The organism is Rhodococcoides kyotonense (assembly GCF_001645385.1).
Lineage (GTDB): Bacteria > Actinomycetota > Actinomycetes > Mycobacteriales > Mycobacteriaceae > Rhodococcoides > Rhodococcoides kyotonensis_B.
The window spans coordinates 110,408-124,867 of the sequence record NZ_LVHI01000007.1 but is presented as its reverse complement, the minus strand read 5'-3'; the positions used below and the strand labels follow the sequence as shown (position 1 = coordinate 124,867).

Here is a 14,460-nt window from a genome sequence, read left to right as displayed (position 1 = left end):
CCCGGTCCCATTCCGAACCCGGAAGCTAAGCCCTCCAGCGCCGATGGTACTGCACCCGACAGGGTGTGGGAGAGTAGGACACCGCCGTGCACAACATCACAGAACACCCCGCAACCCACGGTTGCGGGGTGTTCTGCATTCCACACCCACACGTAAAACCTGCCGGCGAACGGCATGAATGAACCATCCACACCGTCTACCCGCTGCCACGAACCATCCATACCCGAACCGGCCGCGGCGGCGGCGGAGTGTCCGCATCGATGAACCATCCACGCTGACAGATCGTATGAATGCGCCATTCACGCGAACACCCCCGCCGGCAAGCGGCATGAATGAACCATCCACCCCGTCTACCCGCTGCCACGGACCATCGATGCCGAGTCCGGCCGGCCGGTGCTGGCGACGAGCCGTCGGGCAGCGGCGAAGAGCGCCAGGCCGTCGGACGACGTTCTGGACCTCCCGTGTTTCCTGAGCTCGTATCGTTCGAGTGACTTCGCAACTCTCAGTTCGTGGTCACGAACCAAGTTTTCGTACACGTACATGTGAACTCCTTGCATGACAGCATGACCGCACGCTGCAGAGCTCGACGAGCATCACTGCAGGCGGTGAAAAGAAAGCGAAATCGAATTCGCTAGATGAAGAGAACGGGCGCGTCGCCACGCGAAATACGCGGAACGACAACATCGTTGGCAGATACCGTCATAGTCCCACTCCTTTCGCGGCCGCCTCGGTTCGTGACGCTGACCATCATGCGACAGACGCGCCACCGCGCGCCACCGAATTAATTGCCATCGTGACGGCCCCTCACAACTGTCGCGCGCAGTGTGTTGTGATCGGTCATAGGATCCGTGGTAACGGGCTTCGGGTCGGTTTCACGTCGTTATCGTGGGTGAAGTTCCGAATAATGAAAGAACCGAATCGTCGACACCCCTCGATCACCGCGAACCGACGACGTCGTCGCGGTCCGTGCACGCCCCTTGTCCTCGATTCGAACCGACGAGATTCGATGGCGGCGATGAATGGGGTCGTCGACCGGGGAAGGCAGTGTCGTGGAGCAATCGTTTCGTTCTCCGTCGTTGCACGCGTCGCGATTCGTGATCCTGGTGGCTCAGTTCGTCGACCGGCGCATCTCTGCAGACCATTTCTCAGCGCGGTTCCGTGAACTCGAACGTTCGGATTCCGGCTACCTGGATCGCGACGTGTCGGCCATCGTGCGCAAGCTGTCGGTCGACGTCGGCGCATTTCGAGGCGACGTCAACCTGTTGGGCGTCGATTACATCGACGGTGAACAGCTGTGGCGGGCGTCGGGCGAGGCATTCCGTGACCTCCTGACCCTGCAATCCGGATTGCTCGGGCGGGAGGCGGGCTAGCGGTCGCGTTTGAACTTCTCACGCAGCCGTACGAGGTCCTCGAGCTTGAATCTGCGGTGTGTGCCGCGCATTTCGATGGCGAGGTCGCCTGCGTCGGCCAGCCTGCGCACGTACGTGTCCGAGACACCCAGGATCTCGGCGGCCTGAGACGTCGTCAGCAATTCGCCGACGGGTCCTACGGTGACCGCGGTTCCCGACGCGAGCTGCCGGAGCAGTTCGACGACGGCGCGTCGCGCAGGCTCGTCGATGTCGAGTGAGACACCGTCGACAGCGATGTCGGGGGTTCGACCGTCCAGTCCGGCGACCACGGCGTCGACTGCGCGTGAATCCTCGGCGGACAGTGCGCTCGCGATGTACCGGTGATCCATAAGCGGGAAGACTACTGGGCATAGTCTGTAGTTACCTACCCCCGGATCAAGGAGGCGTCCGTGCCGCAGTTGCTGCATCTCGATTCGTCTGCCGACCTGAGTCATTCGGTGAGCCGGGCGGTCACCGCTCATTTCTCGGACGTGTGGCATTCCCTCGGTGCCGACCATTCGGTCATCTACCGCGACCTGCATCGCGATGCACTGCCGCATCTTCCGACGTCCGCCTTGCACTGGGCACCGCATCTGCGCACGGCGGAGGAAGTAGCGCCACCCGAGGCCGAAGCGCTGCAGAAGGAATTGATCGACGAGGTGGTCTCGGCGGACGTCGTCGTCATCGGGGCACCGATGTACAACTGGTCGGTGCCGTCGACTCTCAAGGCGTGGATCGACTACATCCACGTTCCCGGGATCACCGTTCCTTTCGACGCACCCACGCGGCCGCTCGAAGGCAAGCATGTCGTCGTCGTGTCGAGCCGTGGGAACCAATACGGTCCGGGCACTCCGGACGAAGGTGCCGACCACACCGTTCCGCAGCTGCAGCAGGTGCTGGGCACAGCGCTCGGGATGCAGGTGCACGTCGTACTCGTCGACCTCACACTCGCGGCCCGGGTGCCGGCGATGAGTTCGTTGATTCCGCAGGCACAGGACTCGCTTGCCTCGGCCAGGGCGGCCGTCGCTGACCTCGCGGCCACCCTGGGGCGCGGTCTCGGTTAACCTCGTCGAGTGCTTCTCGATGGGACCGGCCGTTCTCGAAAAGCCGGGCGACATCGAGTGTCGGCCGGTCGTCATCGGGCGACCCATACACAGCGCTTGCTCGTTCACGCCAGTCGTGGGTTGGTGGGGCTGGCCGCGGTGTCGTCACTGGTCGTCAGCGGTGTCGGGTGGGCAGTGTATCGAGAAGCGACGACGGGGCTGACGACGTCGAACGCTCTGGCGGAGCTCCCGGACAACGATCCGAGCCTGAACGGCGAAGACACCAACATCCTGCTCATCGGACTCGACAGTCGAAAAGACATGGACGGCAACGACCTTCCGCCGTCGTTCGTCACCGATGAGCTTCACGCCGGAGACAGCGACGTCGGCGGCTACAACACCAACACGCTTCTCCTCCTTCATCTTCCGGGCGACGGTGGTCGGGCGAAGGCGATCTCGATCCCGCGGGACGACTACGTCGACGTGCCCGGCTACGGTAAGCGAAAGATCAAGGAGGCCTACGGGTTGGCGAAGGCAGACGCCGACTCCGCGCTGTTCGACGAGGGTGTGACCGATCCGGCGTCTCGTGAACGGCAGGCGCGCGAGGAGGGCCGTCGCTCCACGCTCCAGGCAGTACAGCGCCTGTTGCAGGTCCCGATCGATCATTTCGCGGAAGTCAACCTGCTCGGCTTCTACGACATCGCCAACGCCGTCGGTCCGATCCCGGTGTGCCTCAACGACGCCGTCGACGACGAGTATTCGGGTGCACGCTTCCCGGCAGGCACCCAGACTCTCGATGCGTCGCAAGCATTGTCGTTCGTGCGGCAACGCCATGGCCTGGTCGACGGCGACCTGGACCGCACTCGCCGTCAGCAGGCGTTCGTCGCCGGAGTCATGTCGAAACTGAAGGAATCCGGCATTCTCGGCAATCTCGGGGAACTGCGTGCTCTCGTCGCTGGGACGAAGCAGGACATCGTCATCGACAGAGACCTCGATCCGGTCTCACTCGTCTCGCAGGCCGGCAGCATCGTGGACGGGGAGATCGACTTCTTCACACTCCCCGTCGAAGGCTACGAGACGGTCGACGGCCAGGACGTGAACATCGTCGACGTCGATCGCTTGCGCTCGGAGACCGCGCGAATTCTCGATCCCGCACCCGAGGAACCTGCCGCCACAGCCGAAACCCCTGCGCCCGACGCGGATCCGACGACCGAGGTCGACGACCCGCCTGCCGTCGGCGTGCAGGTGGACGGCAACATCCCGTGCGTCGACTGATCAGTACGAACTGATCAATACGTCCATCAGCTCGGACTCGACCTTCGCGAACTCCGGCGACGTGACGACGTCGAGCGCGCGCGGTCTGGCGAGCGGCACCTCTACCTGGCGGCGCACGCGAGTAGGCTTGTCCGACAACACGATCACGCGATCCGAGAGATAGACCGCTTCGCGAATGTCGTGTGTGATCATCAGTACGGTCCACCGGTACTGCAGCCAGACGTTCTGCAGCCAGCCCTGCATCGTCGTCCGCGTCAACGAGTCGAGTGCGCCGAACGGTTCGTCCAACAGGAGAACCTCACGGCCCTGCACGACGGTCCGCAGCAGGGCTGCGCGTTGCCGCATGCCACCGGACATCTCGGCGGGACGGGCGTTCTCGTACCCACCCAGTCCGAAGATCGGGAACAGCTCGCGTGCGCGTCGGCGAGCGTCTTTCTTGTCGACGCCTTGGACTTCGAGGCCGAGGGTGGTGTTCTCCAGCGCCGACCGCCACGGGAACAGCAGGTCCTTCTGTGGCATGTACGCGCAGGTCGGCGCGTCGACGATTCCCGAGTCCGGCGTATCCAGCCCGGCGATGACGTTGAAGATCGTGCTCTTACCGGATCCGCTCGGGCCGATGACCGACACGAATTCTCCCTGTGCCACATCGAAATCGACGCCGTCGAGAACGGTGCGGTCGCCGAAGGACTTCGTCAGACCGGACAGGTGCACATGCGTCATGACGTCCTCCGATCCAGCGCCCACGGCGCGACGACGCGTTCGACGGCGTACGTGAGCAGGAACAGTGCGACGCTGATGACGGCCGTCACGACCACTGCGGCCAATACGAGATCGGTGCGGAACGAGTTCTTCTGCTGGGCCATGTAGATGCCGAGTCCTGCACTGGCGCCGGCATATTCGGCGAAGATCGCGCCGACGACCGCGTACGTGATGCCGATACGCAGTGCTGTGAAGAACCGGGGCATCGCCGACGGCAGTCGCACGTAGCGGAACTGCTGCCACCGACTCGCGCCCATACTGGCCAGCAGTGAACGGGCGTCGCGGTCGGTGGCGGCGAAGCCTTCGATCAAACCGATGGCCATCGGGAAGAACGTTGCCAGCGCGATGACGAGGATCTTCGGGAGCAGTCCGAATCCGAACCAGATGATGAGCAGCGGCGCGATGGCGATGATCGGCAACGTCTGCGACACCACGAACAGCGGGACGACGGCCCGGCGCAGCCACGGCGAGAAGTCGACGGCCACAGCCAGAACCCAAGCCACGACGAGCGACACTGCGAATCCGACGATCGTGACCTGCAGCGTAGCTGCGGCGTTCGTCGCGATCGCGTCGCGATGTGCCCAGCCCTGCGTCACGATCCGTGTCGGCGACGGCAGCACCTGCGGCCTGATGCCGGAGACCGAGACGTAGATCTGCCATGCGGCGACCAGCACGACGACGATCGTCGCCGATGGCAGCGCCCACCGAACGAGCGTCAGGGCCCGTCGGTCACGGGGCGACGACGGCTCGGCTGTGCTACTGATCGGCGAGGTAGTCATCGGTGAAGTACGTCGACCAGTCGGGTTCGGACGTCAGCGGCGCGCCGGACTCGTCGACGAGAACCCCGTTGTCGTAGAGGAACTTCGAGTACGCCGCCCACTTGTCGAGGTTCTGCGTACCCACGGTTCCCGACGCGTCCTTCATGTAACTGTCGGCGAGCATCTGCTGGCTCTCGAACACGAGGTTCTCGTCGGTGAACGCGCCGGGGTTGGCGTCGATGACGTCCTGTGCGGCGCGGTGCGGATCGTCTGCTGCGAGTTGGTAGCCGCGCTGCAGCGCCTGGACGAACTTCGTTGCGTCCTCTGGGTTGTCGGCCAGCCAGTTCTCGTTGCCGCTGATGGTGATCGCGTACGCGTCGGGAAATCCGTAGTCGGTGTAGTCGAAGTATTTCATCGGGGTGCCGCTGTGCTCGGCCTCGATGCCTTCCCACGCGAAGTAGGACACGGTGAAGTCGGCGGTGCCGGAGTAGACGGCTTCGTATGCGGATGTGCCGAGCACGACGGTCTCGTACTCGCCTGCGCCGCCGTCGTTTCGGACGACCTGCCTCAGCGTCGCCTGCTCGCCGGTGTCACCGAAGCCCGCGTACGTCTTTCCGTCCAACGCCCTCGGGCTCGGGATGTCGTCGCGATCGGCCCTGACTCCGATGCCCGTCGCCCAGTGCTGCAGCGGTGCGAGCACCGAGACGATCTGTGCGCCTGCGGCTTTTGCGAATGCCGTCGAACTCTGCGTGCTGATGCCGAATTCGGCGTTGCCCGAATCGACGAGCGTGTCGGGCGAGGTGTTGTTGTAGGGCAGCACCTCGACGTCGAGACCGGCGTCGGCGAAGTAGCCTTCCTGCAGCGCGACGTACAGTCCGGTGTGGTTGGTGTTCGGTGTCCAGTCGAGTGCGAACCGGATCGTGTCGGAATCGTTCGACTGTGCGCACGCGGTGAGTCCCGCGATCGACACGGCCGACACGGCAAGTGCAAGAAGCTTTTTCACGGCGCCACCGCCGATCGCGAGTGCGACCACGGCATCGGATGCAAGGCTGTGTCCCAGAACGACAGCTCGTATCGAGTCGCGATCACGAACGCGTCGACCATTGCCTCGCGCTGCGCCTCGGTCGCTCCATCGGCCGCCTCGTCGACGAGAGTTCGTGCGGCGGAGACGATGTCGCGGAACTCGTCGGAATCGTACGTCGACACCCATCGGGCGTACGGGTGCTCGGGATCCCGTGCCAGCACGTCCTGTGCTGCACCCGCCAACCGCGCCGCCACATCGGCGTAGATCCAGAAGCACGGCAGAATTGCTGCGGCCGCGACCGGATACGGCTCGGTGGCTGCAGTGGCGATCAAGTAGGAGGTGTAGCCGAGACACGTCGGCGAATGCTCGACGCGCGCGTCCGACGGAGGGAGCGCACTGCCGGACAGCAGCTGTTCGTGCAGAGATGCCTCGTCGACAGCGCTGGCCGCCGATGTCGCCCAGAACGCGGCCGTGGTCGCGTCGGGCGCCCGCGATGCGAGAATGGCCAGCGCCTTGGTGTATCCGGCCAGGTAGAGCCGGTCCTGCTCGATGTAGAAGCGGAACGCGTCGAGCGGCAACGTTCCGTGTCCGAGCTGCTCGAGGAACTCGAGCCCGTCGATAGCGGTGCGCAACGAGCCCGTTGCGTCCCACATGCGGTCCGTGTGGCGGACAGAATCCGCCGAGTGCACAGGCGTAACCATCGCCTTGACATCCCTTCGTCAGCATTAACTGCATCAGGTTCGACGGGTGTGATCTCAGCATCCTCAGGTAGGACGCACCCCGTGTCAGAACAACGCCGACCATAGCACCATCCGCCGACCGGGCGATCGAAGGACTGCAACGGGCTGCAACCCTGTCGCTTGTGTGTCAGGTCACATAGACATGTGTTCATCGAATCAACCGGTGAGGAGTGAACCGATGCGCGCTGCCGTCTACTACGGTCCGAACAAGGTGGAGATCGCCGATGTGCCCGAGCCGTCGCCCCGTGAAGGTGAGGTGAAGGTTCGAGTCGGGTTCAACGGCATCTGCGGTACCGACCTGCACGAGTACTACGCCGGTCCGATCTTCGTTCCTACCGAACCGCATCCGCTGACGCATCAGCAGTTGCCGCTGGTGCTCGGGCACGAGTTCTCCGGAACGGTGACCGAGGTGGGCGCCGGAGTCAGAAATGCGAAGATCGGTGACCGCGTCGCCATCGAGCCGCTCTACCGGTGCGGCCACTGCGGTCCGTGCAAAGCCGGCAACTACAACATCTGTCAGCACATCGGATTCCACGGACTGATGTCCGACGGCGGGATGGCCGAATACACGGTGGTGCCGTCGAACATGATTCACCAGCTGCCCGACAATGTTTCGCTCGAACTGGGCGCGCTCGTGGAGCCGATGTCCGTCGCGTTCCATGCGGCAACGCTCGGCGACCCGACGCCCGACGACACCGCGATGGTGTTCGGTGCAGGGCCGATCGGGATCGGACTGTGGTTTGCGCTGCGCGGCAAGGGACTCGACGACGTGTACGTGGTCGAGCCGTCGCCGACGCGTCGCGCATCGATCGAAGCGCTCGGCGCGAAGACGCTCGATCCCACGACACTCGACGTGCCTGAGTTCATCGCCGACACCACGGACGGTCGCGGCGCCGACGCGATCTACGACGCAGCCGGTGTGCAACCGGCCGTCGAGACGGCACTGAGTTGCATCGGTGCGCGCAAGCCGCTGGTCAGCGTCGCGATCTACGAAAAGCCCTTGACCACAACGCTTCAGAAGCTCGTCATGAACGAATCTCGCATCCAAGGTTCGCTCTGCTACACCTCGGCCGACTACGACGCCGTCATCGATCTGATGGCACGCGGGCAGTACGACACGAGCGGATGGGTGGACAAGATCGCGCTCGACGGCGTGGTCGAGGACGGCTTCGAGGCACTGCACGCAGGTAAGAAGATGAAGGTTCTGGTAACTCCAGCCGAAGGAGAGAAATGACAGTCGCACTCGTCACCGGAGCCGGTCAGGGAATCGGCCGTGGCATTGCACTTCGCCTCGCCCGCGACGGGCACGACATCGCGCTCGTCGACGTGGCATCGGACAAGATCGACGCCGTCGCGCAGGAGGTTCGTGACATCGGTCGTGGGGCAACGACTTTCGTAGCCGACGTGACCGATCGCGATCAGGTGTTCGCGGCGGTCGATCATGCGCACGAGGAACTCGGCGGATTCGACGTCATCGTCAACAACGCGGGTATCGCACAGGTCGCGCCGCTCGACGACGTCCGCCCCGAGGACACGAAGAACATCTTCGCCGTCAACGTCGACGGTGTTCTGTGGGGGATTCAGGCTGCCGCAGCGAAATTCAGGACGCTGAAGCAGAAGGGCAAGATCGTCAACGCGTCGTCGATCGCCGGACACGACGGATTCGCGATGCTGGGCGTCTACAGCGCAACGAAATTCGCGGTGCGCGCGCTGACCCAGGCCGCGGCGAAGGAATACGCGTCGGACGGGATCACCGTCAATGCCTATTGCCCCGGCGTCGTCGGCACCGACATGTGGGTGACCATCGACAAGCGTTTCGCCGAGCTGACCGGTGCGAAAGAAGGTGAGACCTACGACAAGTTCGTCGGCGGCATCGCGCTCGGACGCGCGCAGACGCCCGACGACGTCGCGGCATTCGTGTCCTACCTGGCAGGCCCGGATTCGGACTACATGACCGGGCAGGCACCGCTGATCGACGGCGGTCTCGTCTATCGATGAGGTGTGCATTCGACGGCCCTGGCTTTACATCGGTTTGTGAGCTGGCGCACAATTGCCGGTGATGACACAGTCGACAGGCCCCGAACCTGCGCTGGCGGCCGGCGAGGATCCGCGCCGCTACGCGCAGATTCTCAGTGCGGTGTACGACGCGACCATGACCGGCGGCAAGTCGCCCGCGCGCCCGCGTGAAGTCATCGGTGATTCCTGGCGGCGGCTACGGACACTCGGTATCGACCCCGAGAAGGTCAGCGTGCAGTCGCCGCAGATCGACACGTCCGATCTCGAGCTGAGCCGTCGGGAATCGGGTTTGTTCGACATCCTCGACGACCTCGGCCGGGGACTCGAATCGGTCGTCCAGGACGGCGACAACATTCTCGTGGTCGCCGATCGGCACGGACGCGTCCTGTGGCGCAGCGGGTCCACGTCGGTCCTCGGTCGTGCGGACGGTCTCGGCTTCGTCGAGGGCGCCAGTTGGGCGGAGGATTCCGTCGGTACCAACGCGATCGGTACCGCCCTCGTGTCCAGGCGTGCCGTGCAGATCTTCTCCGCGGAACACTATGTGCGCAGCCATCATCCGTGGACGTGCGCGGGTGCGCCGATCAAGGATCCACGCACGGGGCACGTCATCGGCGCGGTCGACGTCAGCGGTCCGGCGAGCACGGTACATCCGACGACGCTGGCTCTCGTCGACGCCATTGCGCGTCTCGCGGAATCGCAACTGCGCGAACATCATCGGCAGCATCTCGACCGTCTACGCTCGGTGGCAGCGCCGATGTTGGCACGACTGCAGGCGCCGGCGCTCGCGGTCGACTCCAATGGGTGGGTGGCTGCCGTCGAATCCGTGGCGCTGCGCAATCGCATCCTCCTGCCCGAGGACCTCGGCGCGGGACGGTTCTGGATGCCGCAGCTCGGTATGTGCGATTTCGAACCGCTTCCCGGTGGCTGGCTCGTACGCCCGACGGGTTCGGGGGACGACGCTGTCGAATCCACGACGGTGACGATCGATCTACGGCAGCCGCAGCAGACCCGAGTGCGAATTCGCAGCGAGGTCGGCGAATGGACACACGAGCCGACGCCGCGGCACGCGGAGATCCTGTACCTCCTCGCGACGTACCGAGGTGGGCGAACTGCCGCGCAGATGGCCGCCGACCTGTTCGGCGACGACGGGAGAGCCATCACCGTCCGCGCCGAGATGTCACGTCTACGAAAGCATCTGGCGGGTGTACTGCTGACGCAGCCGTATCGGTTCGACGATTCCGTCGTCGTCGACCTGCTCCTTCCCGAAAACATGAGCCGGTTGCTGCCGCACTCGACGGCGCCGGCTGTGAGGCGCTCTGCGCCCGTGCGCGAATAGTCGGTCTCCGGTCCAACTATGCACGCACAGGCGCGCAGCGCACTCACGCGATTTTTCGCCGTGTCGGATCCCGGTCGGTTGCGTCTGCGTTCGGCCACCGCGACGACCGTCACCGTCGTCCTCGCGATGCTGGTCCTTCTGCCCAGCTCGGCGGCACTCGGCCAGCCGATCACGGTTGCCATGATCGGCACCGTCGTCGCGATGCAATCGTCGGCGGCGGTGAAGGACAAGGACCAACGCAGCCGCGTCGTCACGACGCTTCTGCTCGTCTTCCCCGCGATCGGTGCGGTCACGCTGTCGGCGGTGCTGTCGCAGTTCGGGAAGATTGCCGACGTCGGATTCATCGTCGTCCTGTTCGCGGCCGTGTGGGTACGCCGGTACGGACCGCGGGGCACTGCGCTCGGAATGGTCGCGTTCATCTGCTATTTCTTCGCCCTGTTTCTGCGCGCGACGCCCGGCCAGATCCCGATGCTCGCCGCGTCGATCGTCGTCGGCGTGGCGGTGTCACTCGTCGTGCGTACGGTGATCCTGCCCGACCGGCCGCGGGTGGAGCTCCAGCGGTTGGTGCGGGCGCTGCGCGCGTCGTGCATCGATGTGCTCGAGGTCGCGTCGAACAAGAAGGACCGCAACATCGAACTGCTGCGCAAGAGGTTGGACCGGCTCGGCAGCACTGCCCTGATGATCGACGACTGGTTGGATCGCAACGACGCCGCTCGACTGCTCAGCGTCACCAACGCCGATCTGTCGCTGCGTATCTTCGACGCCCAGATCGCCACCGAACAACTCGTCAGCGCACTCTGGGCGCTCGATCCCGAGAAACAGTGGCCCAAACAGCTGGGGCAAGCGCTCACCGCGCTGGGTTCGTGTCTGCAGAACCATCCGTCGGAAGAAGCTTTGCGTGCTGCGCGACGCCTTGCCGCGGCAGCCGCGGACAAGGCCGACGCGTCGACCCAGGCCGGCGTCGCAACGACCGTCGCGATGCGCGCCGTCCAAGCCCACATCGCGATCCACCACATCACCAGCAACGCGTTGAAGACCGAGGCGGAACCGCCCAGGAAGGACGACGAGCGCCGCGACGACGAGACCGGCATGAATCCGAGCACCAAGGCCGCGATCCAGGTGGCCGTGGCGACGAGCGCTGCGACGATTCTCGGCGAGCTGATCTCGCCCGACCGCTGGTACTGGGCCGTCCTGACGGCCTTCCTCGTGTTCACCGGCGCGTCGACGCGTGGCGAGATCCTGTCGCGCGCGGGCCACCGCGTCGTCGGAACCATTGCAGGTGTCCTCGCCGGCGTCGTCCTGTCGGCGCTAGTCGGCAACAACCAGCCGCTGCAGGTGACGCTGCTCGTCGTGTGCGTGTTCTTCGCGTTCTACCTCGTCACCGTCGCCTACGCGTTGCTGTCGTTCTTCGTCACGGTGATGCTCGCGATGCTGTACGGCCTGCTCGGAACGTTCAGCGTCGACGTGCTCGAACTGCGTATCTACGAGACCGCCGCGGGCGGACTCGTCGGAATCGCGTCGGCCTACTTCATCCTGTCCACCGGCACTCGATCGACGATGACCGAGAAGATCGACACCTACCTCGACCAGATGTCCTCGATCGTCGATTCGAGTATCGAATCGGTCGTCGAACCCGGGCGGGACACCGATCTCGTCGCCGACATGCGCACTCTCGACAACGCACTCAAGGAACTCGTGACTGCGGGTAAGCCACTGGAGATGGGTCCGACGGCACGGACGAGACGCGGCACGAAGCGTCTGCTGCGCATCATGACGGTCAGCAACCGGTCCGGGCATGCACTCGCCCGCGCAGGCGTCGGCGCCTCACGCGCGCAGAGCGACAGCGCCCCGTCCGAGGCGACGGCGAAGGCGCTCCGCGAGGCCGCCGACGTCACCAAGACACTGATCGACGACGTCAAACGCGCGCTGTCCGGCGAGCAGGTCGAGCCGCCGGAGAAGCTGACCGAGACCTCGGCTCCGGACGTGATGCTCGCGTCGGCGACGACATCGGGGTCGGTGCGTAGCGTGGTTCGCTCGCTCGGCAACCTCAACCGGACGATGGGTGAGATCTTCACGCGAGCCTGAAACCCGGCTGTCGGTAGGGTGTCCGCATGACATCCCGGCCCGATGGTCGCGCGCGCATCCGCGGCGTGTTCGTCGGCGCTACGTCCGGGACGCTGAGCATCGCCGCACACGGCGTCGGCGGCGGCACGATGATGCCCTCGGAATCCGCGCTCGTCCTTCTCGTGATCGTCAGTGCGGCTGTCGGTGGTGTCGTGGCGGTACTGGCCGGCCGAGTGCCGATGGTGGCCGTCCTCGCGCTCGGACAGGTGTGCGGGCACACCGTCCTGACGATCGCGAGCGAGCACCACCACGGAACGTCGCTGACGCCGTCGATGCTGGCCGCACACGCCGTCGCAACCATGATGTGTGCGTTGTTGATTCGTGCCGCCGTCCTCGGTCACGGTCACGCGCTGTCCGTTCTTCGCCGCATCCTTCCGGTGCTGCGCGTGGTGCTACCCGTCGAGGACGAGCGTCCTCGGGACCGCACCGAATACCGTCCCGACGTCGTCCTGCGACTGCTGGCGTGTTCCGGCGTCGGGACGCGTGGGCCACCCGTCGCTGCTTGATTCGAGCTTTCACTTCAGCGGCGGCATTTCACCCTGACGGGGATCCGCCGTGCTTTGCCACATCCACTTTTCGACGGCTCTCGTCGACGAGCGAATCGAGCACACCCATGTCCACAGTCGTGGCCGAAGAACGTACGAAAGACCCATCCCCACCTGCGCCGTCTCTGGTGATGCGGCTGCACTTCTATGCAGGCATCCTCATCGCACCGTTCATCCTCGTCGCCGCACTCAGCGGCGGCCTCTACGCACTCGCACCCACCATCGAATCCGTCGTGTACCGAGATCTGCTGACCACCGAGTCGACGGGCCCGACCCAGTCCGTCGCCGCGCAGGTCCGCGCCGCGGAGTCGGAACGACCCGACCTGACCGTCGCCGCAGTGCGGCCGGCATCGGAACCCGGTGAGACCAGCCGTGTCCTGTTCACCGACCCGTCCCTCGGCGAATCGAAGCGCCTCGCGGTCTTCGTGGACCCGGTGACGGGGGAGTCCGTCGGTCAGTCGGTCGTGTACGGAAGCAGCAGCTCACTACCGCTGCGAACCTGGATCAGCGAATTCCACCGCCACCTGCACCTGGGCGAACCCGGCCGGATCTACAGCGAACTGGCCGCGTCGTGGATGTGGATCGTTGCGCTCGGTGGCGTCGTCCTGTGGGTACGACGCTACCGCCGCGGCGGTCGCCTGCTGACCGTCGACCGTTCCGTCTCGGGCCGGGCCAGGACGCGCAACTGGCATGGGGCGGTCGGCCTCTGGATCGCCGTCGGGCTGGTGTTCCTGTCCGCGACCGGCCTCACGTGGTCGAAGTACGCGGGCGAGAACATCTCGGACCTGCGGTCGGCGCTGAACTGGACAACGCCCGCCACCGCCACGTCCATCGGTGGAAGCGGCGCTGCGGCCGCGGGAGACCATGCGGGACATGACATGTCGGTCTCCGAGGTCTCGAGGGATGTTCTCGATGTGAACGTCGGTCGCATCGATTCGGTCCTCGGAACCGCCCGGTCGCATGGCATCGACGGCAAGGTCGAAGTGTCGATTCCGGCCGAGGCCGATACTGCCTTCGTCGTCGCGCAGACCCGGCAGCCGTTCGCGTTGTCGACGAGTTCGGTAGCAATCGACGGCGCGACGAACGCGATCGTCGACGACAACGACTTCGCCGATTGGCCCGTCGCAGCGAAACTGGCGGCGTGGGGCATCGCGCTGCACATGGGCATTCTGTTCGGCGTCGCGAATCAGATCGTGTTGGCGTTGCTCGCGCTGGCGTTGGTGACCGTCGTGGTCCGGGGTTACCTCATGTGGTGGAAGCGCAGGCCGACGGCGCGGCCGCCGAGGCGGGGTGGTCTTCGCGGCCTGCCGCGCGCACACGTCGTCGCGGTGGTCGTAGCCGCTCTCGTGCTCGGCTGGTATGTGCCGCTTCTCGGAATCAGCCTCCTCGCCTTCCTTCTCGTCGATGCCCTGGTCGGGCTTCGGCCATCCACGACTCTGGAGTCGAAATGAA

General features: G+C 65.1%; 15 protein-coding genes, 1 rRNA gene and 1 riboswitch. Of the genes, 10 read left to right on the top strand and 6 right to left on the bottom strand.

The genetic code is table 11. The annotated features are described in order from the left end of the window. A 5S ribosomal RNA gene (gene rrf / locus A3K89_RS06040) occupies positions 1 to 90 on the top strand; the annotation flags it as partial. A gap of 260 nt (positions 91 to 350) precedes the next feature. On the opposite strand, the gene A3K89_RS06035 is transcribed toward rrf, so the two are convergent. Beyond that, complete coding sequence (locus tag A3K89_RS06035) at positions 351 to 542, bottom strand: hypothetical protein (RefSeq protein WP_068423329.1); 192 nt, start codon at positions 540 to 542, stop codon at positions 351 to 353. Between the two features lie 507 nt (positions 543 to 1,049). On the opposite strand from A3K89_RS06035, the gene A3K89_RS06030 reads away from it, so the two are divergent. Continuing rightward, complete coding sequence (locus A3K89_RS06030) at positions 1,050 to 1,370, top strand: homoserine dehydrogenase (protein WP_068423327.1); 321 nt, start codon at positions 1,050 to 1,052, stop codon at positions 1,368 to 1,370. Here A3K89_RS06030 and A3K89_RS06025 read toward each other — a convergent pair. Further along, positions 1,367 to 1,738 carry a helix-turn-helix domain-containing protein gene (locus A3K89_RS06025; protein WP_068423290.1) on the bottom strand — a complete coding sequence of 124 codons (372 nt, stop codon included), beginning with the start codon at positions 1,736 to 1,738 and terminating at the stop codon, positions 1,367 to 1,369. The two genes, A3K89_RS06030 and A3K89_RS06025, sit on opposite strands and share 4 nt — an antisense overlap. 60 nt (positions 1,739 to 1,798) lie before the next feature. On the opposite strand from A3K89_RS06025, the gene A3K89_RS06020 reads away from it, so the two are divergent. After that, the gene (locus tag A3K89_RS06020; protein WP_068423288.1) at positions 1,799 to 2,452 is read left to right on the top strand and encodes an FMN-dependent NADH-azoreductase; all 654 of its coding nucleotides are present in this window, start codon (positions 1,799 to 1,801) and stop codon (positions 2,450 to 2,452) included. Between the two features lie 96 nt (positions 2,453 to 2,548). After that, a complete protein-coding gene (locus A3K89_RS06015; protein WP_254303449.1) occupies positions 2,549 to 3,706 on the top strand; it encodes an LCP family protein in 1,158 nt (385 codons plus the stop codon). Here A3K89_RS06015 and A3K89_RS06010 read toward each other — a convergent pair whose 3' ends face one another. The 4 genes from A3K89_RS06010 to tenA form a co-directional block, all read right to left on the bottom strand. Continuing rightward, entirely contained in the window at positions 3,707 to 4,426 is a 720-nt protein-coding gene (locus A3K89_RS06010; protein ID WP_068423323.1) for an ABC transporter ATP-binding protein, read from the bottom strand. After that, entirely contained in the window at positions 4,423 to 5,244 is an 822-nt protein-coding gene (locus A3K89_RS06005) for an ABC transporter permease (protein ID WP_068423284.1), read from the bottom strand. Before A3K89_RS06005 ends, A3K89_RS06010 begins: the two co-directional genes overlap by 4 nt. After that, the gene (locus A3K89_RS06000; protein ID WP_068423325.1) at positions 5,222 to 6,241 is read right to left on the bottom strand and encodes an ABC transporter substrate-binding protein; all 1,020 of its coding nucleotides are present in this window, start codon (positions 6,239 to 6,241) and stop codon (positions 5,222 to 5,224) included. Before A3K89_RS06000 ends, A3K89_RS06005 begins: the two co-directional genes overlap by 23 nt. After that, positions 6,223 to 6,948: a thiaminase II gene (tenA, locus tag A3K89_RS05995; protein ID WP_068423321.1), complete on the bottom strand. Its 726-nt coding sequence runs from the start codon at positions 6,946 to 6,948 to the stop codon at positions 6,223 to 6,225. Before tenA ends, A3K89_RS06000 begins: the two co-directional genes overlap by 19 nt. Beyond that, positions 6,942 to 7,040, bottom strand: a riboswitch (TPP riboswitch). (Overlaps the previous gene by 7 nt.) A gap of 125 nt (positions 7,041 to 7,165) precedes the next feature. Here tenA and A3K89_RS05990 point away from each other — a divergent pair. From A3K89_RS05990 to A3K89_RS05965, 6 genes are all read left to right on the top strand, one after another. After that, the gene (locus tag A3K89_RS05990) at positions 7,166 to 8,221 is read left to right on the top strand and encodes a 2,3-butanediol dehydrogenase (RefSeq protein WP_068423282.1); all 1,056 of its coding nucleotides are present in this window, start codon (positions 7,166 to 7,168) and stop codon (positions 8,219 to 8,221) included. Then, positions 8,218 to 8,985, top strand: coding sequence for an acetoin reductase (locus tag A3K89_RS05985; RefSeq protein ID WP_068423280.1), 768 nt, complete (start codon positions 8,218 to 8,220; stop codon positions 8,983 to 8,985). Before A3K89_RS05990 ends, A3K89_RS05985 begins: the two co-directional genes overlap by 4 nt. Positions 8,986 to 9,046: 61 nt before the next feature. After that, complete coding sequence (locus A3K89_RS05980; RefSeq protein WP_068423278.1) at positions 9,047 to 10,339, top strand: GAF domain-containing protein; 1,293 nt, start codon at positions 9,047 to 9,049, stop codon at positions 10,337 to 10,339. A gap of 18 nt (positions 10,340 to 10,357) precedes the next feature. After that, a complete protein-coding gene (locus tag A3K89_RS05975; RefSeq protein ID WP_068423276.1) occupies positions 10,358 to 12,424 on the top strand; it encodes an FUSC family protein in 2,067 nt (688 codons plus the stop codon). A gap of 26 nt (positions 12,425 to 12,450) precedes the next feature. Continuing rightward, positions 12,451 to 12,969 carry a hypothetical protein gene (locus A3K89_RS05970; RefSeq protein ID WP_068423274.1) on the top strand — a complete coding sequence of 173 codons (519 nt, stop codon included), beginning with the start codon at positions 12,451 to 12,453 and terminating at the stop codon, positions 12,967 to 12,969. 107 nt (positions 12,970 to 13,076) lie between these two features. After that, positions 13,077 to 14,459 carry a PepSY-associated TM helix domain-containing protein gene (locus A3K89_RS05965; RefSeq protein ID WP_254303447.1) on the top strand — a complete coding sequence of 461 codons (1,383 nt, stop codon included), beginning with the start codon at positions 13,077 to 13,079 and terminating at the stop codon, positions 14,457 to 14,459. Position 14,460: the final 1 nt, after the last annotated feature.